The organism is Streptomyces sp. Je 1-369, from assembly GCF_026810505.1.
GTDB lineage: Bacteria > Actinomycetota > Actinomycetes > Streptomycetales > Streptomycetaceae > Streptomyces.
In genome coordinates this window covers 2,445,630-2,469,869 of sequence record NZ_CP101750.1, presented here as the reverse complement: position 1 = coordinate 2,469,869, position 24,240 = coordinate 2,445,630, and the positions used below count along the sequence as shown (strand labels likewise).

Annotated in this window: 25 protein-coding genes and 1 riboswitch; of the genes, 13 read left to right on the top strand and 12 right to left on the bottom strand. The window is 71.8% G+C overall.

Going from position 1 to position 24,240, the window contains the following annotated elements; genetic code table 11:
- The first annotated feature begins 31 nt into the window (after positions 1–31).
- The 3 genes from NOO62_RS11310 (at position 32) to NOO62_RS11300 (ending at position 2,378) form a co-directional block, all read left to right on the top strand.
- Positions 32–538 carry a DUF5304 domain-containing protein gene (locus NOO62_RS11310; RefSeq protein WP_268770752.1) on the top strand — a complete coding sequence of 169 codons (507 nt, stop codon included), beginning with the start codon at positions 32–34 and terminating at the stop codon, positions 536–538.
- 52 nt (positions 539–590) lie between these two features.
- Entirely contained in the window at positions 591–1,544 is a 954-nt protein-coding gene (locus NOO62_RS11305; RefSeq protein ID WP_150219098.1) for an ROK family glucokinase, read from the top strand.
- Between the two features lie 75 nt (positions 1,545–1,619).
- Positions 1,620–2,378, top strand: a complete 759-nt coding sequence (locus NOO62_RS11300; RefSeq protein ID WP_268770751.1) for an endonuclease/exonuclease/phosphatase family protein — start codon at positions 1,620–1,622, stop codon at positions 2,376–2,378.
- 4 nt (positions 2,379–2,382) lie between these two features.
- On the opposite strand, the gene NOO62_RS11295 is transcribed toward NOO62_RS11300, so the two are convergent.
- From NOO62_RS11295 to NOO62_RS11280, 4 genes are all read right to left on the bottom strand, one after another.
- On the bottom strand, positions 2,383–3,381 hold the full coding sequence (locus NOO62_RS11295; protein WP_268770750.1) for a CU044_5270 family protein: 999 nt from the start codon (positions 3,379–3,381) through the stop codon (positions 2,383–2,385).
- On the bottom strand, positions 3,374–4,000 hold the full coding sequence (locus NOO62_RS11290; protein ID WP_268770749.1) for an RNA polymerase sigma factor: 627 nt from the start codon (positions 3,998–4,000) through the stop codon (positions 3,374–3,376). The genes NOO62_RS11295 and NOO62_RS11290 overlap by 8 nt, the downstream gene beginning before the upstream one ends.
- Before the next feature lie 169 nt (positions 4,001–4,169).
- On the bottom strand, positions 4,170–4,841 hold the full coding sequence (locus NOO62_RS11285) for a hypothetical protein (RefSeq protein WP_268770748.1): 672 nt from the start codon (positions 4,839–4,841) through the stop codon (positions 4,170–4,172).
- On the bottom strand, positions 4,834–5,613 hold the full coding sequence (locus NOO62_RS11280) for an alpha/beta hydrolase (RefSeq protein WP_268770747.1): 780 nt from the start codon (positions 5,611–5,613) through the stop codon (positions 4,834–4,836). The genes NOO62_RS11285 and NOO62_RS11280 overlap by 8 nt, the downstream gene beginning before the upstream one ends.
- 132 nt (positions 5,614–5,745) lie before the next feature.
- Between NOO62_RS11280 and NOO62_RS11275 the strand changes: the two genes are divergently transcribed.
- From NOO62_RS11275 to NOO62_RS11255, 5 genes are all read left to right on the top strand, one after another.
- Positions 5,746–6,480, top strand: coding sequence for a lysophospholipid acyltransferase family protein (locus NOO62_RS11275; protein ID WP_268775568.1), 735 nt, complete (start codon positions 5,746–5,748; stop codon positions 6,478–6,480).
- A 43-nt stretch (positions 6,481–6,523) separates the two neighbouring features.
- On the top strand, positions 6,524–7,765 hold the full coding sequence (gene macS / locus NOO62_RS11270) for a MacS family sensor histidine kinase (protein ID WP_268770746.1): 1,242 nt from the start codon (positions 6,524–6,526) through the stop codon (positions 7,763–7,765).
- Positions 7,766–7,845: 80 nt separating this feature from the next.
- Positions 7,846–8,490 (top strand): response regulator, encoded by a 645-nt coding sequence (locus NOO62_RS11265; protein ID WP_268775567.1) that lies wholly within the window; start codon positions 7,846–7,848, stop codon positions 8,488–8,490.
- A gap of 134 nt (positions 8,491–8,624) precedes the next feature.
- Positions 8,625–9,662, top strand: coding sequence for a 6-phosphofructokinase (locus tag NOO62_RS11260; protein ID WP_268770745.1), 1,038 nt, complete (start codon positions 8,625–8,627; stop codon positions 9,660–9,662).
- An 84-nt stretch (positions 9,663–9,746) separates the two neighbouring features.
- The gene (locus NOO62_RS11255; protein WP_268770744.1) at positions 9,747–10,751 is read left to right on the top strand and encodes a 2-hydroxyacid dehydrogenase; all 1,005 of its coding nucleotides are present in this window, start codon (positions 9,747–9,749) and stop codon (positions 10,749–10,751) included.
- On the opposite strand, the gene NOO62_RS11250 is transcribed toward NOO62_RS11255, so the two are convergent.
- Complete coding sequence (locus NOO62_RS11250) at positions 10,694–12,619, bottom strand: anthranilate synthase family protein (RefSeq protein WP_268770743.1); 1,926 nt, start codon at positions 12,617–12,619, stop codon at positions 10,694–10,696. The genes NOO62_RS11255 and NOO62_RS11250 overlap by 58 nt on opposite strands.
- Before the next feature lie 178 nt (positions 12,620–12,797).
- Positions 12,798–13,391 (bottom strand): TetR/AcrR family transcriptional regulator, encoded by a 594-nt coding sequence (locus NOO62_RS11245; protein ID WP_268770742.1) that lies wholly within the window; start codon positions 13,389–13,391, stop codon positions 12,798–12,800.
- Between the two features lie 45 nt (positions 13,392–13,436).
- Between NOO62_RS11245 and NOO62_RS11240 the strand changes: the two genes are divergently transcribed.
- From NOO62_RS11240 to NOO62_RS11230, 3 genes are all read left to right on the top strand, one after another.
- Positions 13,437–14,366, top strand: coding sequence for a DUF2867 domain-containing protein (locus NOO62_RS11240; RefSeq protein WP_268770741.1), 930 nt, complete (start codon positions 13,437–13,439; stop codon positions 14,364–14,366).
- A gap of 35 nt (positions 14,367–14,401) precedes the next feature.
- Complete coding sequence (locus NOO62_RS11235) at positions 14,402–15,754, top strand: class II 3-deoxy-7-phosphoheptulonate synthase (RefSeq protein ID WP_268770740.1); 1,353 nt, start codon at positions 14,402–14,404, stop codon at positions 15,752–15,754.
- Positions 15,755–15,918: 164 nt separating this feature from the next.
- On the top strand, positions 15,919–16,158 hold the full coding sequence (locus tag NOO62_RS11230; RefSeq protein WP_150166871.1) for a bacterioferritin-associated ferredoxin: 240 nt from the start codon (positions 15,919–15,921) through the stop codon (positions 16,156–16,158).
- Positions 16,159–16,175: 17 nt separating this feature from the next.
- On the opposite strand, the gene bfr is transcribed toward NOO62_RS11230, so the two are convergent.
- Positions 16,176–16,655, bottom strand: a complete 480-nt coding sequence (bfr, locus tag NOO62_RS11225; RefSeq protein ID WP_268770739.1) for a bacterioferritin — start codon at positions 16,653–16,655, stop codon at positions 16,176–16,178.
- A gap of 165 nt (positions 16,656–16,820) precedes the next feature.
- On the opposite strand from bfr, the gene NOO62_RS11220 reads away from it, so the two are divergent.
- Positions 16,821–17,453 carry a sulfite oxidase-like oxidoreductase gene (locus tag NOO62_RS11220; protein WP_268770738.1) on the top strand — a complete coding sequence of 211 codons (633 nt, stop codon included), beginning with the start codon at positions 16,821–16,823 and terminating at the stop codon, positions 17,451–17,453.
- Between the two features lie 19 nt (positions 17,454–17,472).
- Here NOO62_RS11220 and NOO62_RS11215 read toward each other — a convergent pair whose 3' ends face one another.
- The 5 genes from NOO62_RS11215 to thiO form a co-directional block, all read right to left on the bottom strand.
- Entirely contained in the window at positions 17,473–18,357 is an 885-nt protein-coding gene (locus NOO62_RS11215; RefSeq protein ID WP_268770737.1) for a deoxyribonuclease IV, read from the bottom strand.
- Positions 18,358–18,441: 84 nt separating this feature from the next.
- A complete protein-coding gene (gene pknB, locus NOO62_RS11210; protein WP_268770736.1) occupies positions 18,442–20,400 on the bottom strand; it encodes a Stk1 family PASTA domain-containing Ser/Thr kinase in 1,959 nt (652 codons plus the stop codon).
- 103 nt (positions 20,401–20,503) lie between these two features.
- A complete protein-coding gene (locus tag NOO62_RS11205) occupies positions 20,504–21,298 on the bottom strand; it encodes a thiazole synthase (protein WP_268770735.1) in 795 nt (264 codons plus the stop codon).
- A 5-nt stretch (positions 21,299–21,303) separates the two neighbouring features.
- Entirely contained in the window at positions 21,304–21,516 is a 213-nt protein-coding gene (gene thiS / locus NOO62_RS11200) for a sulfur carrier protein ThiS (RefSeq protein WP_268770734.1), read from the bottom strand.
- Entirely contained in the window at positions 21,513–22,727 is a 1,215-nt protein-coding gene (gene thiO / locus NOO62_RS11195; RefSeq protein ID WP_268770733.1) for a glycine oxidase ThiO, read from the bottom strand. The genes thiS and thiO overlap by 4 nt, the downstream gene beginning before the upstream one ends.
- Positions 22,725–22,838: riboswitch (TPP riboswitch) on the bottom strand. It overlaps the preceding gene by 3 nt.
- A gap of 130 nt (positions 22,839–22,968) precedes the next feature.
- Between thiO and NOO62_RS11190 the strand changes: the two genes are divergently transcribed.
- Positions 22,969–24,219, top strand: coding sequence for an NAD(P)/FAD-dependent oxidoreductase (locus NOO62_RS11190; protein ID WP_268770732.1), 1,251 nt, complete (start codon positions 22,969–22,971; stop codon positions 24,217–24,219).
- Positions 24,220–24,240: the final 21 nt, after the last annotated feature.

Sequence of the window (24,240 nt, the reverse complement as noted above, 5' to 3'; positions counted from 1 at the left end):
CCGTACCTCCATTCGGGTAACGTCGAGTGGCATGAGCGATGCCACCGGGCGCGAAGCCCCGGAAGCCCCGGAACCCCAGGAAAGTCACGCCGACGCCTGGGAGCGGGCGTGCGCCGAGGACCTCGCCGCGGAGAAGGCCCGCCGCCGCGCGCAGTACGGGCCGCCGCCCGGCTCCGCGGCCGAGGAGTTGCGCAAGCTCTTCGACGCCGTCTCGGACAAGCTCTCCGGACTCCAGGCGCCGCTGCTCGGCGCGGTCGCGCAGGGCGCCGTCGAGCAGACGCTCCGGCAGGTCGCCAAGGAGGCGAAGGCGGTCGTCGAGCCGGTCGTCGAACGCAACCCCGACGTCTTCGACCACCTCGCCGCGGCGGGCTCCGAGCTGCTCGCCGCCTACCGCTCGGCGGTCGAGGGCCAGGAGAGCCGGTGGACCCGCGGCGACGGCCCGGACGACGGCACGGACGACGTCACGAAGGACGACGCACCCGGCAAGGACCGCCGTGACGGGGGCTCCTCCGCGGGCGAACACATCGATCTGGACTGATCCCCCTCGGGTACGGTGGGCCGTAGCGGGGCTCGATCGAACTGAGGGATTCATGGGACTCACCATCGGCGTCGACATCGGCGGCACCAAGATCGCGGCCGGAGTGGTCGACGAGGACGGCAACATCCTCTCGACCTTCAAGGTGCCGACCCCTGGTACTTCCGAGGCCATCGTCGACGCGATCGCCTCCGCCGTGGCGGGCGCACGGGCCGGGCACGACATCGTCGGCGTCGGCATCGGCGCCGCCGGGTACGTCAACCGGCAGCGCTCCACGGTCTACTTCGCGCCGAACATCGACTGGCGCCAGGAACCGCTCAAGGAAGAGGTCGAGAAGCGCGTCGGCCTGCCCGTGGTCGTGGAGAACGACGCGAACGCGGCGGCCTGGGGCGAGTACCGCTTCGGCGGCGGCAAGGGTCACCGCAACGTCATCTGCATCACGCTCGGCACCGGCCTCGGCGGCGGCATCATCATCGGCAACAAGCTGCGCCGCGGTCACTTCGGCGTCGCCGCCGAGTTCGGCCACATCCGGATGGTGCCGGACGGCCTGCTCTGCGGCTGCGGCAGCCAGGGCTGCTGGGAGCAGTACGCCTCGGGACGCGCCCTCGTGCGGTACGCGAAGCAGCGCGCCAACGCCACCCCCGAGAACGCCGAGTACCTGCTCTCGCTGGGCGACGGCACCCCCGAGGGCGTCGAGGGCAAGCACATCTCGATGGCCGCGCGGCAGGGCGACGCCGTCGCCATCGACTCCTACCGCGAGCTGGCCCGCTGGGCGGGCGCGGGCCTCGCCGACCTGGCGTCGCTCTTCGACCCGTCGGCGTTCATCGTCGGCGGCGGCCTCTCGGACGAGGGCGAACTGGTCCTCGACCCGATCCGCAAGTCCTTCAAGCGATGGCTCGTCGGCGCGGCCTGGCGCCCCGAGGCCCAGGTCATCGCCGCCCAGCTGGGCAACAAGGCGGGCATGGTCGGCGCGGCGGACCTGGCGCGGGAACCCGACCCGGTCATGTGACATCGGTACGGCACGTGTGGCGGCGCCCGTCGCGTCCCTTCGGGGAGCGGCGGGCGCTGTCGTATCTTGATCGCCATGGTCAGCGAACCGCTCCCCAACTCCCGCACCGAACCCGACGGTTCGGCCGTCATCCGGGTGCTCAGCTACAACATCCGTTCGATGCGCGACGACACCGCCGCGCTCGCCCGCACCATCTCCGCCTGCGCCCCCGACCTCGTCCTGATCCAGGAGGCCCCGCGGTTCTTCCGCTGGCGCAAGAAGCTGGCCCGCCTCGCGCGCGCGGCCGACCTGGTGATCCTCTCCGGCGGCGGCTCCGCGGCAGGACCCGCGCTGCTCTGCTCGCTGCGCGCCACCGTCGAGCGCACCGAGGACGTACTGCTCCCGCTCACCCCCGGCCTGCACCGGCGCGGCTTCGCGACCGCCGTCGTCCGCTTCGGCGGCGCCAGGCTCGGCGTCCTGAGCTGCCACCTGAGCCTCCAGGCCGACGAGCGGTACGACCAGGGCGGGATGCTGCTCGACCGGCTCGCGGGGATAGGCGTGGACCACGCGGTCGCGGGCGGCGACCTCAACGAGCGGCCCGGCGGCCGGACGTTCCGCAAGCTCGCCGCCGGACTCCAGGACTGCTGGACGGCCAGGCCGTGGGGCGGCGAGAACACCTCCACGCCGGACGACCCGCACCAGCGCATCGACGCGCTCTTCGCGACCTCCGGCATCGAAGTCCTCGGCTGCGGCGTGCCGTTGGACCTGCCCGGGGTGAGCGGGGACGACCTGAGGGCGGCCACGGACCACCTGCCGGTCCTGGCCGCCCTCAGAATCCCCGCGGTGACGTCCTGAGCCACTAAGGGCGCTGCTTCACCTTGTCGGTGATCGCCCAGCTGTCGAGGTACGAGAGCTGGGTGTACGTCTTCGGGTCCGTGTCGTCACCCGTGGTGCGCGTGTCACGAAAGCCCAGGAACGCGTACGTCTTCGGGTCGAAGATGAAGTGACCGCCGAACGACGGGCCCTGCTGCGTCGGGTCGTCGTAGGTGATGGCCACCCCCGTGCGGCCCTTGGCGTCCTGCTGGTTGGGGACCGCCTTCACCCCGGGCACCATGCCCAGCGCCTCGTACGCGGCCGGGCGCAGGCCCTTCGGCATCACCGGGACCAGCTTCAGGAGACCGGCGAGGCTGAAGTGGATGTCCGTCCACTCCTGGTCGGTGACCTCGTCCAGGGAGTCGTTCCTGTCGTTCGGCCCCGACTTGTGCAGCAGCGACAGGATCAGCTTCTCCGGGTCGGTCGGCAGCTTCCTCAAGGTGCCCCAGTCCTGCGGAGGCCACATCCCCTCGTTCTCCTTGAGCGGCTCCGACCACCAGCCCTTGCCGATCTCCATCACCCAGGAGCGCCTGGAGCCGTCCACGGAACGCCAGTTCTCGTCGACATGCCGCTCGACCCGGCCCGTGTCCTTCTCGGTCTCCTCGATGATCTCCTTCGTGTAGATGTACTGGTCGTCGCGCGGGGCGACGGTCCTCTCGTGCTTGCGCTCGTAGGCGGCGGCGCCGTTGAGCACGGCCCGGGCGCTGACGTTGCGCATCGACGGCGCGCTGTCGCCGGGCGGCTTGGCGCGGACCTCGTCGTCGCCTCCGGTGTTCACCGCGACCAGCACGGTGCCCGCGACGGCGGCCGCGACGGTCCCGGCGACGGCGACGCGCAGCACGGGGCGGCGCCGGAGGGGGCGTACCGGCGCGGCCGGTTCGTCGTTCATCGCGGCGAACAGGCGCACCCGCGCGCGGTGGCGGGTGTCGTCGTCCAGCGGGGGAGCCCCCGCGTCCCAGTCGCGCAGTTCATCGAGCTCATTCATGGGCGTGTGCCTCCTGGAAAGCTGTCGGATCGGATCCGCCCAGTGCTTCGCGCAATGTGCTGCGGGCCCGGTGCAGCCTCGATCTGACGGTGCCGACGGGCACACCCAACGCCTGCGCCGCCTCTTCGTAGTTGAGGTCGGCCCACGCCACGAGCAGCACCACGTCGCGGTGCCTGGCCGAGAGCCCGGCCAGGGCCGCGGCCAGGTCGCCGCGGAGCCCCTCGGCGCCCGCGCGGGCGACCGCGAGGTCGGCGACCGGCTCGTCGTGCGGCACCGGCGCGGGCACCCTGGCCAGCGCCTTGAAGCGGCGGGCCTCGGCCCTGCGGTGCCGGCCGACGAGGTTGGTCGCGATGCCGAACAGCCAGGGGCGGGCGTCGGCCCGCGCCAGGTCGTAGCGGTGGCGCTCCTTGAAGGCGGTGGTGAAGGTGTCGGACATCAGGTCTTCCGCCGCCTCGGGGCCGAGCCGGCGGGCCGCGTACCGGTACACGGCGTCGGCATGCCGGTCGAAGAGGGCGGCGAACTGCTCGGGCTCATCCCGGGACCGCTCGATGGACCAGGCGTCGCTCTTCTCGCAGGGGCGCTGCCCCGTGCGAAGGGGGCCGCCGGGGTCGACGGTCATCGGGGCTCCTTTCGTTCGTCTGAACGCCGTGAAGGCTTGGGCTCGTTCGGTGGTTCACCTCTCCTTCGCCGCTCGGGCCGATCGGGTTCCACCGGGGTGCGCGACATGCGTGAGGGCCCGCCCGGAGAGGTTCCGGACGGGCCCCGAAGGCTGTGGGTGAGGTGAGGGCTCAGACGACCGCGCCGCGTCCCGGGTCGTCGTCCTCCTCGTCGTCCCCGCTGTTCATCCGCATCACCAGCGTGGCGAATCCGCCCAGGAAGCCGCCGATGCCGAGCGTGGTCAGCCACCACGTCATCTGCCAGCCGAACAGCACGGCAAGCAGGACGAGCAGCGGGCCGCCGAGCACGGCGAGCCAGGCGAACTTGGCCGTCACGTCGGCGTCGGGCAGCGGCGGCGGCTCGGGCGGCACGAAGTGGCCCTCGTCGTCCGCGTCGAAGTCCTTCTCGGAGGGCTCCGGCGTGCTGTAGTCGCGCGGGCCGCCGGTGCCGGAGCCGACGCCGGGCGCGAAGGAGACGGAGCTGCCGAGCGGCTTGTCGGGGCCGCTCTTGCCCGGTCTCGACTTGTCGATGCCGGACTTGCCGTCCGTCGTCACGTCCGGGTCGCCCGCCGGGCCGTTCGTCTCCGTCTCCAGGAGCGCCAGGTCCTCGATGGACTTGAACGGCTTGGCGCCCGGCGGATCCGCGGGCTCCTCGCCGTACCCCGCGACGATTGCCCGCCAGGCGGCGTCCTCGTCCAGGGGCACGCCGTCCGCGGGTGTCCCGTCCACGGGGGTGCCGTCCGCGGGCACCTTGCTCTTCTCGGGCTCGCGGCTGTCCTCGCGGTCCGCCTCGTGCTCAGCCACCGGTGGCCGTCCCTTCCTTACCGACGCTGGGGGCGAGCCGGGCGATGAACGCGTAACTCTCCTCGAAGATCCGGTCCGCATCGTGGTCCAACGTCGCGACGTGGTAGCTCTGTTCCAGCAGGATCTCCGCGACGTCCGTGGAGGAGACGCGGCTGAGGATCCGGGCCGAGTCGGCGGGCGGCACCACGTGGTCGCGCGGGCTGTGCAGCACCACCAGCGGCTGGGTCACCTGCGGCAGTTCGGCGTCGACCACGCGGAAGAAGCGGCGCAGGGAGTGCGCGGCGTGCAGCGGGATCCGGTGGTACCCGACCTCTTCCGAGCCGGGCTTCGCGATGTCGCTGACGATGCCCTTCGTGCTCGGCACGAGGTGCCGGGCGACGGGCAGCGCGTGCGCCGCGAGGCCGTGCACCTTGTTCCCCGGGTTGACCAGGACGAGACCGGCGACCGCGTCCCCGTGCTTCGCCGCCAGGCGCAGCGCGAGCGCCCCGCCCATCGAGAGCCCGAAGACGAAGACCCGCTCGCACCGCTCGAGGAGCGACCGCAGCTCGCGGTCCACCTCCGCGTACCAGTCCTGCCAGCCCGTGACCTGCATGTCCTCCCAGCGTGTGCCGTGGCCGGGCAGCAGCGGCAGCGAGACGGTGAGGCCGCGCTCCGCGAGGTACTCGGCCCAGGGGCGCAGCGACTGCGGGGATCCGGTGAAGCCGTGGCAGAGGAGGACGCCGACCTCGCCGCCTTCGCGGCGGTACGGCTCGGCTCCGGGGAGGACCGGCACTTCGGTCTCCTTCGTGAGAGGTGGGAGTACTTCACCGTACGCGACCGGACTGACACCGACCAGGGTCGTCGGGCCCATTGGCCGTACCCCGGGTTAAGGTCTGATCCACAGACACAGGAGGCACTCGGTTTGATCTACGGCGCAATGAAGGTTGCCATCGGAGGGCCGCTGAAGCTCGGCTTCAGGCCCTGGGTGGAGGGCCTTGAGAACGTCCCCGCCGAGGGCCCAGCGATTCTCGCGAGCAACCACCTCTCGTTCTCGGACTCCTTCTTCCTTCCCGCGGTCCTCGACCGCAAGGTCACCTTCATCGCCAAGGCGGAGTACTTCACCTCGCCCGGCGTGAAGGGCAAGCTCACCGCGGCCTTCTTCAAGGGCGTGGGCCAGCTGCCCGTGGACCGCTCCGGCGGCCGCGGCGCGGGCGAGGCGGCCATCAAGAGCGGCATCGAGGTCCTGGAGCGCGGCGAGCTCTTCGGCATCTACCCCGAGGGCACGCGGTCGCCCGACGGGCGCCTCTATCGGGGCAAGCCCGGCGGCCTCGCGCGCGTGGCGCTCGCCACCGGCGCGCCCGTGCTCCCCGTCGCGATGATCGACACCGAGAAGATCCAGCCGCCCGGCAAGGTCATGCCCAAGCTGATGCGTCCCGGCATCCGCATCGGCAAGCCCCTCGACTTCACGCGCTACCAGGGCATGGAGCAGGACCGCTTCGTGCTGCGCGCGCTGACCGACGAGGTCATGTACGAGATCATGAAGCTCTCCGGCCAGGAGTACGTCGACATCTACGCGACGGCCGCGAAGCGCCAGATCACCGAGGCGGCGAAGGCCGCCAAGACGGCGGACAAGGGCGACAAGGAACGGGCCGGCTCCTAGCCGCGTCCGTTCAGGGGTGGGCACACGGGCGGCGGTGGGGGACATGGCCAAGCGCGAGAAAGTCATGAGGATGTCGGTCGAGCAGCCGCTGTGGCGCGCGCTCACCGCCTACCGCGTCCTGACGATGCTGTACGCGATCGGGCTCTTCGTGGCGGCGCACGAGAAGCTCGACCGCCCCTGGCTGGCCGTCGCCTACTACGCGGTGCTCGCCCCCTGGACCCTGGCGACCCTGCCCCGCGTCGCGAACGCGGCGAGCTGCACCCGGCGGTTCCTCTTCGCGGACCTGACCGTCGCGATCGTCGGCATCCTCCTCACCCCGCTCGCCGACTCGCAGCAGCGCATCGTCGACGGCTCCCCGACGCTGCCCTCCATATGGACCGCGGGCTCCGTGCTCGCGTTCGCCATCAAGGGCGGCTGGCGCTGGGCGGCATCGGCGTCCCTCCTGGTGGGCGTCGCCAACGTGGTGCAGCGCGGCGCGTTCAGCCGCGACACCCTGCACAACGTCCTGCTGGTCTGCATCGCCTCCATCGCCATCGGCTACGTCGTGGAGCTGGCCCGCGCCTCCGAGCGCACCCTGGCCCGCGCCCTGGAGATAGAGGCCGCGACCCGCGAACGCGAGCGGCTCGCCCGCGACATCCACGACAGCGTCCTCCAGGTCCTCGCCATGGTGCAGCGGCGCGGCACCGCCATCGGCGGCGAGGCCGCGGAGCTCGGCCGCCTCGCGGGCGAGCAGGAGGTCGCCCTGCGCACCCTGGTCGCCGGTGGCATGGTGCCCGCCTCGCACGCGTCGGAGGACATCGCGCAGGGCGCCGTCGTCCGCGCCGTCGAGGTGCCGGACGACGAGCCGGACGACGCGGCACCCTGCGATCTGCGCCCACTCCTCGCCTCGCACGCGGGGTCGAAGGTCACGCTGTCCGAGCCCGGGGCGCCGGTGCTCCTCGTGCCGGGGGCGGCGAGGGAGCTGGCGGCCGCCGTCGGTGCGGCCCTGGACAATGTCCGCAGGCACGCCGGTGCGCAGGCCCGCGCGTGGATCCTGGTCGAGGAAGAGCCGGGCGAGGTGATCGTCACCGTCAGGGACGACGGTCCGGGGATTCCGGAGGGGCGGCTCGTGGAGGCGGAGGGGGAGGGGCGCCTCGGGGTGGCCCTGTCCATTCGCGGGCGGCTGCGGGACATCGGGGGAACGGCCGAGCTGATCTCGGTGCCGGGCCAGGGCACGGAAGTGGAACTGAGAGTGCCGCGCGTACAGGCGCGGGACACACGGGGGAAGGCGGGAAAGGCGAGATGAGCGAGCAGCAGCGACAGGAACCGGCCACCGGGGCCACGGGTCCCGGCGGGGCCGGGCGGGTGGCGGACCCGATCAAGGTCATGGTCGTCGACGACCACCCCATGTGGCGCGACGCCGTGGCCCGTGACCTGGCGGAAGCCGGTCTCGACGTGGTCGCGACGGCGGGCGACGGCGAGCAGGCGGTGCGCCGCGCGCAGGCCGCCGCCCCCGACGTCCTGGTCCTCGACCTGAACCTCCCGCTCAAGCCGGGCGTGCAGGTCTGCAAGGAGCTCGTCGCCGCCAACCCGGCGCTGCGCGTCCTGGTCCTCTCGGCGAGCGGCGAGCACGCCGACGTCCTGGAGGCGGTCAAGTCCGGCGCCACCGGCTACCTGCTGAAGTCGGCGTCCACCGAGGAGCTGATCGACGCGGTGCGCCGTACGGCGGTCGGCGACGCGGTCTTCACGCCGGGCCTCGCGGGCCTGGTCCTCGGCGAGTACCGCCGCCTGGCCACCGAGCCCGTGGCCGGCACCCCGGAGGACCCGAAGGCCCCGCGGCTCACCGACCGCGAGACGGAGGTCCTGCGCCTGGTCGCCAAGGGCCTCAGCTACAAGCAGATCGCCGAGCGCCTGGTCATCTCGCACCGCACCGTGCAGAACCACGTACAGAACACCCTGGGCAAGCTCCAGCTGCACAACAGGGTCGAGCTCGTGCGGTACGCGATAGAGCGAGGCATCGACAGCGCCTGACCCTCGTACGGGTGAACGTGCATGATCAACTCCCCAGCATGGCAAGGGAATTGACCGTCCGCACCGTGCCGCAGTGACCTGGATCACCATTAGCGTGACTCGCATCAGGTCACTGAGGCGAAGGGACTGCTCCTATGGGGGCCAAGAAAATCGGCGTACTGACCGGTGGTGGCGACTGCCCCGGGCTCAACGCAGTGATCCGCGGCGTCGTCCGCAAGGGCGTGCAGGAGTACGACTACGACTTCATCGGCTTCCGGGACGGCTGGCGCGGTCCGCTGGAAGGCGACACCGTCCCGCTCGACATCCCCGCGGTCCGCGGCATCCTGCCGCGCGGCGGCACCATCCTCGGCTCGTCGCGCACCAACCCGTTCAAGGCGGAGAACGGGGTGCGCCGCATCAAGGAGAACCTCGCCAAGTACGAGGTGGACTCCCTCATCGCGATCGGCGGCGAGGACACCCTCGGCGTCGCCGCGCGGCTCACCGACGAGTACGGCGTCCCGGTCGTCGGGGTCCCCAAGACCATCGACAACGACCTCTCCGCCACCGACTACACCTTCGGCTTCGACACCGCCGTCGGCATCGCCACCGAGGCGATCGACCGTCTGCACACCACCGCCGAATCGCACATGCGCGTCCTCGTCGTGGAGGTCATGGGCCGCCACGCGGGCTGGATCGCCCTGCACTCGGGGCTCGCGGGCGGCGCGAACGTCATCCTCATCCCGGAGCAGCGCTTCGACGTCGACCAGGTCTGCGCCTGGGTGACCTCGCGTTTCAAGGCGTCGTACGCCCCCATCGTCGTCGTCGCCGAAGGGGCGATGCCCAAGGACGGCGAGATGGTCCTCAAGGACGGCACGCAGGACTCCTTCGGGCACGTCAGGCTCTCCGGGGTCGGCGAGTGGCTGGCCAAGGAGATCGAGGGGCGCACCGGCAAGGAGGCGCGCACCACCGTCCTGGGGCACGTGCAGCGCGGCGGCACCCCGAGCGCCTTCGACCGCTGGCTCGCCACGCGGTTCGGGCTGCACGCGATCGAGGCCGTGCGGGACGGCGACTTCGGGAAGATGGTCGCGCTGCGCGGCACGGACGTCGTGCGGGTGCCCATCGCCGAGGCCACGGCCCGCCTGAAGACGGTGGACCCGGCGCTGTACGAAGAGGTCGGGGTGTTCTTCGGCTGATCCGGAACCCGGCCGATCCGGGCCCTCCTGGGACGGCGCCCGCTCCGGGTGCCGTCCTGGGAGGTGCTCCCTAGACTGGCGGCCATGGAGATCCTCGCGTTCGGCGTGCAGTCCGACGAGAAGCCGCTGATCGAGAAGGCCTTCCAGGGACACCACGACGTCCGCTGTGTCGACGTCTTCCTCAACGAGGACACCGCCCCCATCGCCGCGGGCTACGAGATCGTCTCCTCCAGCGTCAACGCCACGCTCAACAACCGCGTCCTGCAGACCCTCGCCGCAGGGGGGACGCAGATGATCGCGCAGCGGTCCACCGGGTTCAACAACATCGACCTGCTGGTCGCCGAGCGCCTCGGCCTGACCGTCGCCCGCGTCTCGTACTACTCGCCCTACTCCGTGGCCGAGTTCGCCTGGACCCTCGCGATGGCCGTCAACCGCCGCATCGTCCGCGCCAGCAACCGCACCCGCGACTTCGACTTCCGCCTCGACGGCCTGATGGGCCGCGACCTGCGGGGCCGCACGGTCGGCGTGCTCGGCACCGGCAAGATCGGCGAGGCGTTCACCCGCATCGCGCACGGCTTCGGCATGCGCCTGCTCGGCTGGGACGTCGCCGAGAACCCCGCCTGCGTCGAACTCGGCATGAAGTACGTGGACAAGGCCGAACTCCTCGCCGAGGCCGACCTCGTCAGCCTCCACGTACCGCTGCTCCCGTCCACGCAGCACCTCATCGGCGCCGAGGCGCTGCGGACGATGAAGGACGACGCGATCCTGGTGAACTCCAGCCGCGGCGGCCTGATCGACACCGAGGCCCTGGTCTGCGAGCTGCGCGCGGGACGCTTCACCGGGGTGGGCCTGGACGTGTACGAGGCGGAGGCGGGCCTCTTCTTCCTCGACAAGTCCCTGGAGGTCGTCGCCGACGACACCCTGGCCCGCCTCGTCACCTTCCCCAACGTCGTGGTCACCTCCCACCAGGCGTACTACACGGTGGACGCCGTCGGCCAGATCATCGACACCACGGTGCGCAACGTCCTGGACTACCTGGCGGGCCGCCGCTCCGACAACGTCCTCGTCCCGGCACCGGACAAGAGCTGACCGAGCAGTTCCCGCACGATCCCGGCGCCACGCAGCGTAAGCACCGACTCCGGGTGGAACTGCACGCCCGCGAAGGACTCCCCGCGCACCGCGTGCACCTCACCGCTCGCCGTATCCCTGCTGACCTCGACGCCGTGCGCGGCGAGCTCCACCGCCGCGTCGTCGTCGCAGCGCGCCACGAAGCTGTTGTAGAACCCGACGGTCTCGGTACGCCCGAACAGGTCGATGCCCGTCTGCGCGCCCTGGTACGGCACCTCCTTCCGCACGATCTCCAGACCCAGCTCGGCCGCGATCAGCTCGTGCCCGAGGCAGACGCCGAACACGCCGTGCCCGTGGGTACGGATCACGTTCGCCGCCAGCGAGCGCAGGAACCGCATCTTCGGGTCGGCCAGGTCGGACGGGTCACCAGGACCCGGGCCGAGGACCACGGGCCCCTCGTGCGCGAGCACGGCCTCACGCAGCCCCTCCTCGTCGTACCGCCGCACCGACACCTCCAGGCCGCACGAGCGCAGGACGTGCGCGAGCATCGCCGTGAACGTGTCCTCGCCGTCCACGACGAGCGCGTGCCCGGCCAGCTCGTCCGCGCGCTCCTGCATCCGCAGCCAGAACGGCGCGAGCGCCGCGCGCCGCCCGTCGAGCGCCGCCCGCACCCGGGGATCGTCGGCGAGCGCGGGCCGCGCGTCCTCCTCGCGGGGGCGCCCCGGGCGTACGCCGAGCGCGGCGAGCACACCCGCGGCCTTCGCGTGCGTCTCGGCGACCTCGCTCATCGGGTCGGAGCCGCGCACCAGCGTGGCGCCCACCGGCACCCGCAGCCGCCCTGCCGGGGAGATGTCGGCGGTGCGGATGAGGATGGGGGAGTCCAGCGTCTGCGCGCCGCCCGCGTCCCTGCCGATGAGGGCGAGGGCGCCCGCGTAGTACCCGCGGCCGCCCGCTTCGTGGCGCTCGATGACACGGCAGGCGTTCTGCACGGGCGACCCGGTGACGGTCGCCGCGAACATCGTCTCCTTCAGGACCTCCCGCACGTCCAGCGACGACTTGCCCCGCAGCTCGTACTCGGTGTGCGCGAGATGGGCCATCTCCTTCAGGCGAGGCCCGATCACCACTCCGCCCATGTCGCCGACCGTGCACATCATCTTGAGTTCCTCGTCGACGACCATCGAGAGCTCCTCGATCTCCTTGCCGTCGGAGAGGAAGGCCAGCAGGCCGTCGGCGGTGGGGCCCTCGGCGGGGTAGCGGTAGGTGCCGCTGATCGGGTTCATGACGACGGTCCCGCCGGACATCCGCACATGCACCTCGGGGCTCGCCCCGACGAGCGTCCGGTCCCCGGTGTGCACGACGTACGTCCAGTACGCGCCCCGCTCGCCGACGAGCAGCCGCCGGAAGAGCGCGAGGGCGTCCGCACGTCCGAACCCCGGGATCTCACCCTCGTACGTCCGACGGATGACGAAGTTGGCGCCCTCGCCCCGCCCGATCTCCTCGCGCAGGACCCGCTCCACGATGTCCGCGTACGCAGTGTCGTCCACGTCGAAGGCCCCGCCCTCGACCCGCACGTCGTGCGCGGGCAGCGCCGCGAGGGCGTCGGCGAGCGGCACCTCGTACCGCTCCTCGGGCGTCAGGACGGTCAGCGGCGTGCCGTCGTCACGGACATCGAAGCCGCGCTCCCTGATCTGCCGGAACGGCACGAGGGCGAGCCCTTCGGGGATGTCCGCGAGCCGCTCGTACGTGCCCGTCGGGCCGGTCAGGACCTCGACCGTGTCGTGGTCGAGGCCCGGGGTGCGGCGGCGCAGCAGGGCGAAGGGGCGATCGTCGGACAGGAGGTCGGTCAGCTGCTGTGTCGGCTGCTGTGTTGGCTGCTGTGTTGGCTGCATGGGGCTGTTCCTTCTCACTCGGAGAGGAACGGCCCGCTCCCGGCGAAGGCCGGAAAACACTGAAGGCCGCCCCTCGGGCGGCCTTCGCGAGTCTGTGTGCGCGCAGAGTCAGTGGGTCGCCGGATGAGCGGGCCACCACCAGTTACGAGTCGTCGTCTGCGCGTGCATGTCCCGCACCCTAGCGCATCATCAGGAGATCGAGACTCTCGTCGAGGTACGCGCCGAGCTCCGCGTCGGACGGCACGACCGAGGGCACCGCGTGGCCGAGCTGGGTGTGGCCCAGATAGACGCTGTACGCGAGGAGACCGCGCCGACGCGCCTCCGCCGGGGGGAAGCCGAGGTCGGCGAAGAGCCCGGCCACGTACGCCACCCGGCGCTCGGTGACCTTCCGCAGGGCCGCGGCGACCTGCGGATGCCCGGCGGTCGCCAGCAGGGACACCTCGAGAGGGCCGGAGGCGGCGGCGGTGATCGCCTCGGCGAAGAGCAGCCGGATCCGCTCGCGGGGGTCGGGCTCGGCCTCCACGTGGCTGATCATCCCCTCCGTGTGGAGTTCGGCCCAGCGGTCGAGGGCGGCCTCGACGAGCGCGTCGCGGTTCGCGAAGTGCCAGTAGAAGCTGCCCTTGGTGGTGCGGAGGCGGACGGCGAGCGGCTCCACGGCGACGGCCGCGAGACCGCCCTCGCCGATCGCCGTCAGGGCGGCGTCCGCCCAGTCGTCGGCGGTCAGCCGGGGCTTCACCGGGGACTTCTTCTGCTGCCGTTGCGCCATGTCCATACGCTACCGTACGGTCGACCGTACGCCAGCGTATGGAGGTACGTCGTGGGAATCGTGCGCAACAAACACGAGCGGGTCGTCGGAGCTCCGGCGGAGGTCGTCGGAGCCCTGCTCGACCGCCTGTCCGCCGAGGACGACCCGGTCTTCCCCGTCCCGGCCTGGGCGCCGATGGCCTTCGACCGCCCGCTGGGTGTGGGCGCGACGGGCGGCCACGGCCCGATCCGGTACTCGGTGACGGAGTACGAACCGGGCCGCCGCGTCCGCTTCGCCTTCACCCCGCCGGGCGACGGCTTCCACGAGATGACGGTCGAGCCGCGCGGCGACGGACGCTGCCTCGTGCGGCACGTCCTTGAAATGCGGCAGTCCGGCATGGACCGCCTGCTGTGGCCCACGGCCGTGCGGCCCGTGCACGACACGATGCTCGAAGAGCTCTTCGACAACATCGAGCGAGCGGCGGCCGGCGGCTGCGCCGACCCCGTCCGCTGGTCACCCCGGATCCGGCTGCTCAACCGGCTCTGGTGGCCCAGGCCCGAGACGGTTGAGGTGCCCCGGGAGGCCCGCCTGCTCCGGGCCTCCGTGGAACGGCCCGGCTACCGGGACGCGTACCGCATGGAGCTGCGCCCCGGCCTGCCGCGCGACCCCACCGCGTGGACCGGCGTCCTGCGCGACGCCTTCCCCGTCGTCGCCCGCGAGGGCGGCGAACTGCTGATGGACGTGAACACGGCAGGCCTCACGGCGCGCGCCTCGATCCTGGTGGACGAGCGGCACGTCACGCTCAGCACGGCCGTCCGCGCGGACACCGTGCGCTCCCGGCTCTACTGGGGCGTCGTGAAGAGGGTCCACCCCTTCATGGCCCGCACGATGCTCCGCCGCGTGCACCGGAGGCTCGCCCTCGCGGCACCGACCGCCGCCGAGCGGGCGACGGGAACCGGTCACTCCGCCGTGTCTGCTCCGTCTCACTTCGTGAGCGGGTGAATGGACGGCGCGCATCACCCCGTAGTGTTGACGAGGTGACCGTGAACGCTAAGACCACCGCTGTCGGTGGCAACACCTGGCGAAACCTGCCCGCGGCGCAGCAGCCCGAGTACCCCGATGCCGAGGCTCTGCGCGATGTGATCGCGGACCTCGAGTCGTATCCGCCGCTCGTCTTCGCGGGCGAGTGCGACCAGCTGCGCGCCCGACTGGCCTCTGTCGCCAAGGGAGAGGCGTTCCTCCTCCAGGGCGGCGACTGCGCCGAGGCCTTCGACGCCGTGTCCGCCGATCACATCCGGAACAAGCTGAAGACGCTGCTCCAGATGGGCGCCGTCCTCACGTACGCGGCGTCCGTGCCCGTCGTGAAGGTCGGCCGCATCGCGGGGCAGTACTCGAAGCCGCGCTCCAAGCCGACCGAGACCCGTGACGGCGTGACGCTCCCGACCTACCGGGGCGACTCCGTCAACGGATTCGACTTCACCGAAGAGGCCCGGATCCCGGACCCCGAGCGCCTGAAGCGGATGTACAACGCGTCCGCCTCGACGCTCAACCTGGTGCGCGCCTTCACCACCGGCGGTTACGCCGACCTGCACCAGGTGCATGCCTGGAACCAGGACTTCGTGAAGTCGTCCCCCTCCGGCCAGCGGTACGAGCAGCTGGCCCGCGAGATCGACAACGCGCTGAACTTCATGAAGGCCTGCGGCACGGACCCGGAGGAGTTCAAGACCGTCGAGTTCTACGCCTCGCACGAGGCGCTGCTCCTCGACTACGAATCGGCGCTGACCCGCACCGACTCCCGCACCGGCCGTCTCTACGACACTTCGGGCCACATGGTCTGGATCGGTGAGCGCACCCGCCAACTGGACCACGCGCACATCGAGTTCGCCGCCCAGGTGCGCAACCCCATCGGCGTCAAGCTCGGCCCGACCACGACGGCCGAGGAGGCGCTGCAGTACATCGAGCGCCTCGACCCCGACCGCGAGCCCGGCCGGCTGACCTTCATCGTCCGCATGGGCGCCGACAAGGTCCGCGACAAGCTGCCCGAGCTCGTCGAGAAGGTCACCGCGTCCGGCGCGACCGTCGCCTGGATCACCGACCCGATGCACGGCAACACCTACGAGGCGGCATCGGGCCACAAGACCCGCCGCTTCGACGACGTGCTCGACGAGGTCAAGGGCTTCTTCGAGGTCCACAAGGCCCTCGGCACCCACCCGGGCGGCATCCACGTCGAGCTCACCGGTGACGACGTCACCGAGTGCGTGGGCGGCGGCGACGAGATCTTCGTCGACGACCTGCACCAGCGCTACGAGACGGCCTGCGACCCGCGGCTCAACCGCAGTCAGTCCCTCGACCTGGCGTTCCTGGTGGCGGAGATGTACCGCGACCAGTAGTTCTCCCGTCCGTACGCGCGCGTGGGGCGCGGATCCATGTGATCCGCGCCCCACCGGCGTATCCGGGGCTTTTGTGTGCAGGACGTCGCGGGTAAGGTTAGGTTAGCCTCACCGATCAATCGGGACGGCGCTACCGATGAGTCCTGCCCGGGAGGTGAAACCGCGTGTACGTCTGCAACTGCTTCGGGGTCACCGAGGCGCAGGTGAAGAAGCACGCGGCGGACGGTGCCTGCACCCCCCGCCAGATAGCGTCGGCCTGCAAGGCGGGCACGGACTGTGGTTCGTGCGTACGCCGCATCCAGGCGCTGCTCGGCCGGGGCGCTTGCCCCCGCCGTGACCTCGTGGACCAGGGGGAACCGGCTGTGGCGCTGGCTCCCGAGGCGGAACTTCCCGAGGCGGCCTAGCCCGTCGGCTGCTCGGTTCAGCCCTCCGGCTGCTCGATGAGCTGCGCGATGTACAGCGCCTCACCCAGCTTCTCGACGAGCTCGAGCTGTGTGTCGAGATAGTCGATGTGGTGCTCCTCGTCCGCGAGGATCGACTCGAAGATATTTGCGGACGTGATGTCGCCCTTGGCGCGCATCACCTCGATCCCGCGCCTCAGGCGGTCGATCGCCTCCACCTCGACCTGCCGGTCGGCCTGGAACATCTCGGTGACCGTCTGGCCCACGCGTACGTGGAAGAGCCGCTGGTAGTTGGGCAGACCGTCGAGGAACAGGATCCGGTCGGTCAGCACCTCCGCATGCTTCATCTCGTCGAACGACTCGGCACGGGTGTACTTCGCGAGCTTCGTCCAGCCGAAGTTTTCCTGCATCTTGGCGTGGAGAAAGTACTGATTGATCGCCGTGAGTTCGGCGGTCAGCTGCTCGTTGAGAAATTCAATGACCTCGGGGTCGCCCTGCATCGCAGAGGCTCCTTCCGCACGAGTGACTGGGCAGGTAGCGCGCATCCTTGCACCGGTGTTCGGAGGGCGTCCAGTAAGTGCACGCTTAGTAGGAGTTGCCCCGATCGGTGCCACCCGGGCTCCGGCTGGTCACGTCCACCGCCCCGGGTCTGTCAGGATGGAGCCATGGGTCAGCCGGCGGAACGCGCATCTCGACAGGCAGCGGAGCCGGAGCTTCCGCCGGGTCAGCGGCTGCAGCGGGGCTGGCCGGTCACGCACTACGGACCGGTGCCGAAGTTCCGGCCCGAGCGCTGGGAGTTCAGGGTCTTCGGGGCCACGGCGGACGGCGAGAAGCACTGCTGGTCGCACGAGGAGTTCTCCGCGCTGCCCTACGACAGCGTTGTCGCCGATCTGCACTGCGTGACGAAGTTCAGCATGCTGGGCGCGGAGTGGGGCGGGCTCCCGGCCCGCAAGCTCCTGGAGATCGTGCCGCCCGCGGCCAACGCCACCCACGTCATGGTCTGGGCCGAGTACGGCTTCAGCTCCAACATGCGGATGGCGGACTTCGCCTCCGACCGCTCGATCCTCGCCACGCACAAAGGCGGCGAACTGCTCACCGCGGAACACGGTTTCCCGCTCCGCCTCGTGGTGCCGCACCTGTACGCCTGGAAGGGCCCCAAGTGGGTCCGCGGCGTCGAGTACATGACGGCGGACCGCCGCGGCTTCTGGGAGGAGCGCGGCTACCACAACCTGGGCGACCCCTGGCTGGAACAGCGCTACTCGTACCAGGAAGAGCCCGGGGACGGCCCCGAGCTCTGAGCAGTTCCCGCTGGAGCGGCTAGACGCTCCGCAGCTCCTTCAGGCGCGCCACGTCCGCCGCGTGGCCCTCCTTGCCGCCGGGTGTCTCGATGACCAGGGGGACGCCCTCGGTGGCGGGGTGGAGCATCAGTTCCCGGAAGGGCTCCTCGCCGATGTGGCCGGTTCCGATGTTCTCGTGACGGTCCTTGTGGGCGCCGACGACGTCCTTGGAGTCGTTGGCGTGCACGAGCTTCAGGCGGCCCTCGCCGACGGTGTCGACGAGGAGGTCGAGGGTCTGCTTCATGCCGCTCGGGCCCGTCAGGTCGTGGCCCGCCGCGAAGATGTGGCAGGTGTCCAGGCAGATGCCGAGCTTGGGGTGCGAGTCGAGCGCCTCGAAGTACGGGCCGAAGTCCCACGTGCGGGAGCAGAGCGAGGCGCCCTGGCCCGCCGTCGACTCCAGGAGCAGGAACGGGTCGTCGTCATGCGTCAGCTCGTCGAGGAGCGGCAGCATGCGCTCGCGCACCTGTTCCAGGGCGACGGCGCGCTCCCGGCCGCCGGTCGCGGACCCGGTGTGCACGACGACGCCGAGCGCGCCGATCTCACGCGCCCTGCGCAGCGAGTGGCGCAGGGAGTCCACGGACTTGTCGACGGTCGCCTCGGTGTGCGAGCCGAAGTTGATCAGGTACGGCGCGTGGACGTACGCGGGGATCCTCTCGGCGGCGCAGGCCGCGCGGAACTCCTCGTCCTGCTTCGGGTTGCCGGGCGGGGTGGCCCAGCCGCGCGGGTTGGCGACGAAGACCTGGACGGCCTCGGCGCCGAGGTCCCTGGCGTACGAGAGGCCGACGGAGGCGAGTCCGCCGGCCACCGGGACGTGACCGCCCACGGGGTTGCGGGACGTGGTGCTGGGGGAGATGTTGCTGCTCACGCCATCAAGGGTGGCACGCGCCCGGGGGTGCCCCGTCCGGGGGCCCGGGCGCGGGGCTCGGCGTGCGGGACTCGACGCGCGGGTTCAGCGGATCGTGATGGTGATCGTCGAGTTCTTGGGCGCCGTGTCGCCGCCGTCCACCGACTGCTTCTTCACCGTGTCCCCGAAGATCCCCAGCAGCCCGCGGTCCTCGTCCACCTCGAAGCCCGCACCCTCCAGCTCCTCCTTGGCCTCGTCGACGCTCATCCCGGTGACGTCGGGGACCTCGACCATCGGCGGACCCTTGGAGATCGTCAGCTCGACCGTGTCGCCCTCGGCGATCGTCTCGTCCGCTTCGGGCGACTGCTTGGCGACGTCGCCCTTGTCCTCGTCGGAGTTGACCCGCGACGGGGCGATCCCGACCTTGAGCCCGGCGTCCTCCAGATCGGCCCTCGCGTCGTCCTCGGACTCGCCGGTCACGTCGGGGACCTCGACCGGGCGGCCCTTGCTGACGACCAGGGCGACGGCCGAGCCCGCCTTGCGGGTGAAGCCGGACCGCGGGTCCGTGCTGATCACGGAGCCCTTGTCGATGGACTCGTCGAACTTCTTGGTGACCATGCCCGGTGCGAGTCCGGAGTTCTTGAGCTCCTTCTCCGCCTTGGCCAGCGGGATGTTCTCGAGGTCAGGGACCTTCACGGTCTCCGGGCCCAGGGAGATGGTCAGCGTCACCCCGTCGTTCTGCCGGATGCGGTCGCCGGACGCGGGGTCGGTCTTCATGACCGTGCCGCGCTTGTCCGTGTCGCTGTAGGTGCGCTTGATGTCCTTCACGTCGAGCCCGGCGTCGTCGAGCCGCTGCTTCGCCTGCGCCTCGGTCTTCGCGAGGAGCGGCGGGACCTCCGTGAACTGGCCCGAGTTGATGTACCAGACGCCGGTGCCGATGCCGAGGACGAGCAGGACGCCGGCTATGACCACGAGCGTGCGGCGGCGTGGGTCGAACCGCCTGCGGGAGCTCCGGGCGGGGGCGGGCGGAGCGGGTGGTCCCGGCGGCGGGGTCGCCAGGACGCTGGTGCGGTTCAACGCGTCCTCGCCGCTCCGCTCACCCTCGGCGGGCAGCGGGAGCTGGACGGAGCGTGCCGCGCGCGGGATCACGCTCGTACGGTCCTCGGAGCCGTCGTGGTCCGCCGGGTGCGCCTGCGGGGGCACCGCGTCGAGCTGCTCCTCGGTCAGGGCGGCACGCGCCTCCCTGGCCTGGGCGAGCAGCGCCACCGCGTCGTACGGACGGACGTCGGGATGGCGCGCCGTGGCCGAGGCGACCAGCTCGTCGAGCGCGAACGCGAGCCCGGGGACGGCCGCCGACGGGGGCGGCACGTCCTCGTTGAGGTGCTGGTAGAGGACCTGGGCGGGGGAGTCCCCGGAGTGCGGCTTGGCGCCGGTCAGCATTTCGTAGAGCACGACCCCGCACGCGTACACGTCCACGCGGGTGTCCGCCGTGCCGTGCTCGATCTGCTCGGGGGCGAGGTAGGAGACGGTGCCGAGGACCGTGCCCGTCGTGTTCGTGACGGTGTCCACCGCGCGGACCAGCCCGAAGTCGGCGACCTTCACACGGCCGTCGTCCCCTATGAGGACGTTCTCCGGCTTCATGTCGCGGTGCACGAAGCCCGCGCGGTGCGCGGCGCCGAGCGCGGCGAGGACCGGCTCCAGGATGTCGAGCGCCGCCCGCGGCTGCAGGGCCCCGCGCTCGCGCAGCACGTCGCGCAGGGTGCAGCCCGCGATGTACTCCATCGCCAGATAGACGTACGACCCGTCCGTGCCCTGGTCGAAAACGCCGACCACGTTCGGATGGGAGAGGCGGGCCACCGACTTGGCCTCGCGGATGAAGCGGTCGACGAAGGAGGCGTCCGCCGCCAGCGTCGGGTGCATCACCTTGAGCGCGAGCTCGCGGTCGAGGCGGGTGTCCACGGCCCGGTAGACCGTGGCCATCCCGCCGACCGCGATGCGCCCGTCGATGCGGTAACGGCTGTCGAGCAGCTGCCCGACGAGCGGGTCCTGAAGGGTCGTGTCCACGCAGGGGAGTCTACGAGCCGCCGCCGACACCTCGTCCCGGGCGGGCGCCCTCACGGCTGGACTGCAGCCGAGCTGTAACAGGCGGAGCCCCTGGGGGGACTGCTCAGAACGCGGGCCGCTCCGGGTCGAGGCGTGCCATGCCCTCCGCGGGCGAGGACGCCTCCGCGAAGTGCCGACGCGGAATGCGGCCCGCCCGGTGCGCGAGGCGCCCGGCCTCCACGCCGTACCGCATGGCCTCGGCCATCAGGACCGGCTCCTGCGCCCGCGTCACCGCCGAGGCGAGCATCACGCCCGCGCACCCCAGCTCCATCGCGATCGCCGCGTCGGACGCCGTGCCCGCGCCCGCGTCGAGGATCACCGGCACGCGCGCGTGCTCCACGATCAGCTGGAAGTTGTGCGGATTGCGGATGCCGAGACCGGAACCGATGGGCGACCCGAGCGGCATGACCGCCGCGCAGCCCACGTCCTCCAGCTTCCGCGCGAGCACCGGGTCGTCGTTGGTGTACGGCAGGACCGTGAAGCCGTCGTCCACCAGCGTCTCCGCGGCGTCCAGGAGCTCGACGGGGTCGGGCAGCAGGGTCCGCTCGTCGGCGATCACCTCCAGCTTCACCAGATCCGTGCCGAGCGCCTCCCGTGCGAGCCGGGCGGTGAGGACGGCCTCGCCCGCCGTGAAGCAGCCCGCGGTGTTGGGCAGCACGCGGATGCCGAGCCGGTCGAGCACGGAGAGCACGGAACCCTGGACGCCCGGGTCGAGCCTGCGCATCGCGACCGTGGTCAGCTCCGTGCCGGACGCGACGAGGGACCGCTCCAGGATGTCGAGGCTGGGCGCCCCGCCCGTGCCCATGATCAGGCGCGAGGAGAGGGTGAGCCCGCCGATGACGAAGGGGTCGTCTGCCATGGTGTTCAGCCTCCCTGTACGGCGGTGAGTACTTCGACGCGGTCACCCGCGGAGAGGGCCGTGGTGGGCCACTGCGCGCGCGGGACGACGGTTTCGTTGAGGGCGGCGGCGACACCGGAGTGCGCCGAGGAGAGGGTGGCCACGAGGGCTTCGAGCGTGGTGCCCGAGGCCACCTCGCGTTCCTCCCCGTTGACGGAGACGGCGAAGGGTGTGCTCATGCGGGCTGCTCCGTGTCGTGCTGCGTGCGGGCCGGGGCGGAGATCTCGGGGGACGCGCCGTCGAAGCGGCGCGGGGTGAACGGGAGCGCCTCTTCCGGGAGCGCGCCCGTGGTCAGGGCGTGCGCCATGACGTCGCCCGTGACGGGCGTCAGGAGGACGCCGTTGCGGAAGTGCCCGGTGGCCAGGTGGAGCCCGTCGAGCCGTGTCGGGCCGAGCATCGGCGCGTTGTCGGGGGAGCCGGGGCGCAGACCCGCGCGGGTCTCGGTCAGCGGCAGCTCGGTGATGCCGGGCACGAGCTCGTGCGCGTCCCGCAGCAGTTCGTACACGCCGCCCGCGGTGACCGTGGTGTCCCAGCCGAGCTCCTCGCTGGTCGCGCCGACGACGAGCTCGCCGTTCTCGCGCGGCACGAGGTAGACGTGGCTGCCGCGCACCACGGCCCGCACGGTGCGGCTCAGGAACGGGGCGTAGGGCCCGGGCACCGTAAGACGCAGGACCTGGCCCTTGACGGGGCGCACGGGCGGCAGGACGTCGTCGGGGACGCCCGCGAGGCGCCCGCTGAGGCTGCCCGCCGCGAGGACCGTCAGACCCGCGCCCAGCTCGGTGCCGTCCGCGAGGACGACGCCGTGCGCACGGTCGCGTACGACCGACAGACGCTCGGCCCAGGCGCGGTGGAAGACCACACCGGCCCGCTCGCAGGCCACCACGAGCGCGCCCGCGAGCCGCCGCGGGTCGATCTGGTGATCGCCGTCGACCCGAAGGCCGCCGCGCACACCCGGCGCCAGCATCGGTTCGAGGCGACGGCACTCGCGGCCGTTCAGCCACTCGGACTCCAGGCCCGAACGCTGCTGCAGGGCGTGCAGTTCGCGCAGGTGGGCACGGTCGTCGGAGTCCAGCGCGACGGCGAGCGTGCCGCACGCGCGGTAGCCGAGGTCGTGGCCGCTCGCCTCGGTCAGCTCGTCGGCGAACGCCGGATAGCGCCGCGCGGAGGCGATGTTGAGGCCGAGCAACGTCTGCTCGCCGTAGTGGAGTTCGGTGACGGCGGCCAGCATGCCCGCCGCGACCTGGGCGGCGCCGCCGCCCGGCTCGGGGTCCACGACCGCCACGGAGAGCCCCCGCTGCGCGGTCCGCCAGGCCGTGACCAGGCCGATGATGCCGCCTCCGACGATCAGGACGTCAGAGGTGGCGGATGGTGATGTCGTACGTGGATGCATGGGCGTCCAGCCCCTCCCTTCGCCGGCATGACCCGGATCAGGTTCGTACGGTCGGAGGCCGTCCCAGCCTCCCTCTCAGCCCGGTGCGTCCGGGCTCCCGCGAGTGCTCTGCACGGGCCACCCTAGCCCGTCGCTTCGTGCGGCAGTAGGGGAGCTGTCCGGGTATGGGCGGTGACGTTGTGTCAGAGATCTCCCCGACCACACCTGAGGGCGCCCTCGACAACCGCCCTAGAGTGATCGGGTGAGCGAGCAGCAGAGGCAGAGCGAGCAGCAGCAGAGCGGGAAGCGGCGACAGGCGGAGCGGCACGTCGTGGTCGTCGGCGCCGGGATGGCCGGCGTGCAGACCGCGGTGGCCCTGCGCGAGCAGGGCTTCACGGGCCGGGTCACCCTCGTCGGCGCCGAGCCGCACCCGCCGTACGACAGGCCACCGCTGTCCAAGGCGGTGCTGCTCGGCAAGGCGGAGGGCTCCACCTTCGACATCGACTTCCCGGCGCTCGGCATCGAGCTGGACCTGGGCCGCGAGGTCACCGGCGTGCGCCCCGCCGACCACGAGCTGGACACCGCCGACGGGGCCCTCACGTACGACGTCCTGGTCCTCGCGACCGGCGCCGAACCGATCCGCCTGCCCGGCACCGAGAACATCCCCGGCGTGCACCTGCTGCGCACCCTGGACGACGCCGCGCGGCTGCGCCCGGTCCTCGCGGGGCAGCACGACGTGGTGGTCGTCGGGGCGGGCTGGATCGGCGCGGAGTTCGCGACCGCCGCGCGCGAGGCGGGCTGCTCCGTCACCGTCGTCGAGGCCGCGGGCAGGCCGCTCGCGGGGGCGCTCCCCGAGGAGGTCGCGGCCCCCATGGCGGGCTGGTACGCGGACTCCGGAGCGGTCCTGCGCACCCACGCGCGCGTGGAGCGCGTCGAACCCGGCGCCGTCGTCCTGTCCGACGGGACCACGCTGCCCGCGACCGCCGTCGTCGTCGGCATCGGGGCACGGCCCGCGACGGGCTGGCTCACCGGCTCCGGCATCGAGCTCGGCACGCACCGCGAGGTCGTCACCGACGAGGGCCTGCGCACGTCGGCGCCGGACGTGTACGCGGTCGGGGACTGCGCCTCGTTCCCCTCCGGCCGGTACGGCGAGCGGCTCCTCGTGCACCACTGGGACAACGCACTCCAGGGGCCGCGCACGGTGGCGGCGAACATCATCGGTGAGACGCCGGCCGCGTACGACCCCGTGCCGTACTTCTGGTCGGAGCAGTTCGGCCGCTTCGTGCAGTACGCGGGACATCACGCCGGGGCCGACGAGCTGGTGTGGCGCGGGGACCCGGACGGCATGGCCTGGTCGGTGTGCTGGCTGCGGGACGGCGCCCTGGTCGCGGTTCTCGCCGTGGGCCGCCCCAGGGACCTGGCGCAGGGCCGTCGGCTGATCGAGTCGGGTGCGCGCCTCGACCCGGCACTGACGGCGGACCCGTCGATTCCGCTGAAGAAGGCGGTGCTGTAGCGGGCCGCTCGCCGGTGGGGC

What these genes read in the sequence shown, in the direction of transcription:
- NOO62_RS11310 (WP_268770752.1), top strand. Translation starts at nt 32, where the DNA reads ATGAGCGATGCCACCGGGCGCGAAGCCCCGGAAGCCCCGGAACCCCAG.
- NOO62_RS11305 (WP_150219098.1), top strand. Translation starts at nt 591, where the DNA reads ATGGGACTCACCATCGGCGTCGACATCGGCGGCACCAAGATCGCGGCC.
- NOO62_RS11300 (WP_268770751.1), top strand. Translation starts at nt 1,620, where the DNA reads ATGGTCAGCGAACCGCTCCCCAACTCCCGCACCGAACCCGACGGTTCG.
- NOO62_RS11295 (WP_268770750.1), bottom strand. Translation starts at nt 3,381, where the DNA reads ATGAATGAGCTCGATGAACTGCGCGACTGGGACGCGGGGGCTCCCCCG.
- NOO62_RS11290 (WP_268770749.1), bottom strand. Translation starts at nt 4,000, where the DNA reads ATGACCGTCGACCCCGGCGGCCCCCTTCGCACGGGGCAGCGCCCCTGC.
- macS (WP_268770746.1), top strand. Translation starts at nt 6,524, where the DNA reads ATGGCCAAGCGCGAGAAAGTCATGAGGATGTCGGTCGAGCAGCCGCTG.
- NOO62_RS11265 (WP_268775567.1), top strand. Translation starts at nt 7,846, where the DNA reads ATGGTCGTCGACGACCACCCCATGTGGCGCGACGCCGTGGCCCGTGAC.
- NOO62_RS11260 (WP_268770745.1), top strand. Translation starts at nt 8,625, where the DNA reads ATGGGGGCCAAGAAAATCGGCGTACTGACCGGTGGTGGCGACTGCCCC.
- NOO62_RS11255 (WP_268770744.1), top strand. Translation starts at nt 9,747, where the DNA reads ATGGAGATCCTCGCGTTCGGCGTGCAGTCCGACGAGAAGCCGCTGATC.
- NOO62_RS11250 (WP_268770743.1), bottom strand. Translation starts at nt 12,619, where the DNA reads ATGCAGCCAACACAGCAGCCAACACAGCAGCCGACACAGCAGCTGACC.
- NOO62_RS11245 (WP_268770742.1), bottom strand. Translation starts at nt 13,391, where the DNA reads ATGGACATGGCGCAACGGCAGCAGAAGAAGTCCCCGGTGAAGCCCCGG.
- bfr (WP_268770739.1), bottom strand. Translation starts at nt 16,655, where the DNA reads ATGCAGGGCGACCCCGAGGTCATTGAATTTCTCAACGAGCAGCTGACC.
- NOO62_RS11220 (WP_268770738.1), top strand. Translation starts at nt 16,821, where the DNA reads ATGGGTCAGCCGGCGGAACGCGCATCTCGACAGGCAGCGGAGCCGGAG.
- NOO62_RS11205 (WP_268770735.1), bottom strand. Translation starts at nt 21,298, where the DNA reads ATGGCAGACGACCCCTTCGTCATCGGCGGGCTCACCCTCTCCTCGCGC.
- thiS (WP_268770734.1), bottom strand. Translation starts at nt 21,516, where the DNA reads ATGAGCACACCCTTCGCCGTCTCCGTCAACGGGGAGGAACGCGAGGTG.
- thiO (WP_268770733.1), bottom strand. Translation starts at nt 22,727, where the DNA reads ATGCATCCACGTACGACATCACCATCCGCCACCTCTGACGTCCTGATC.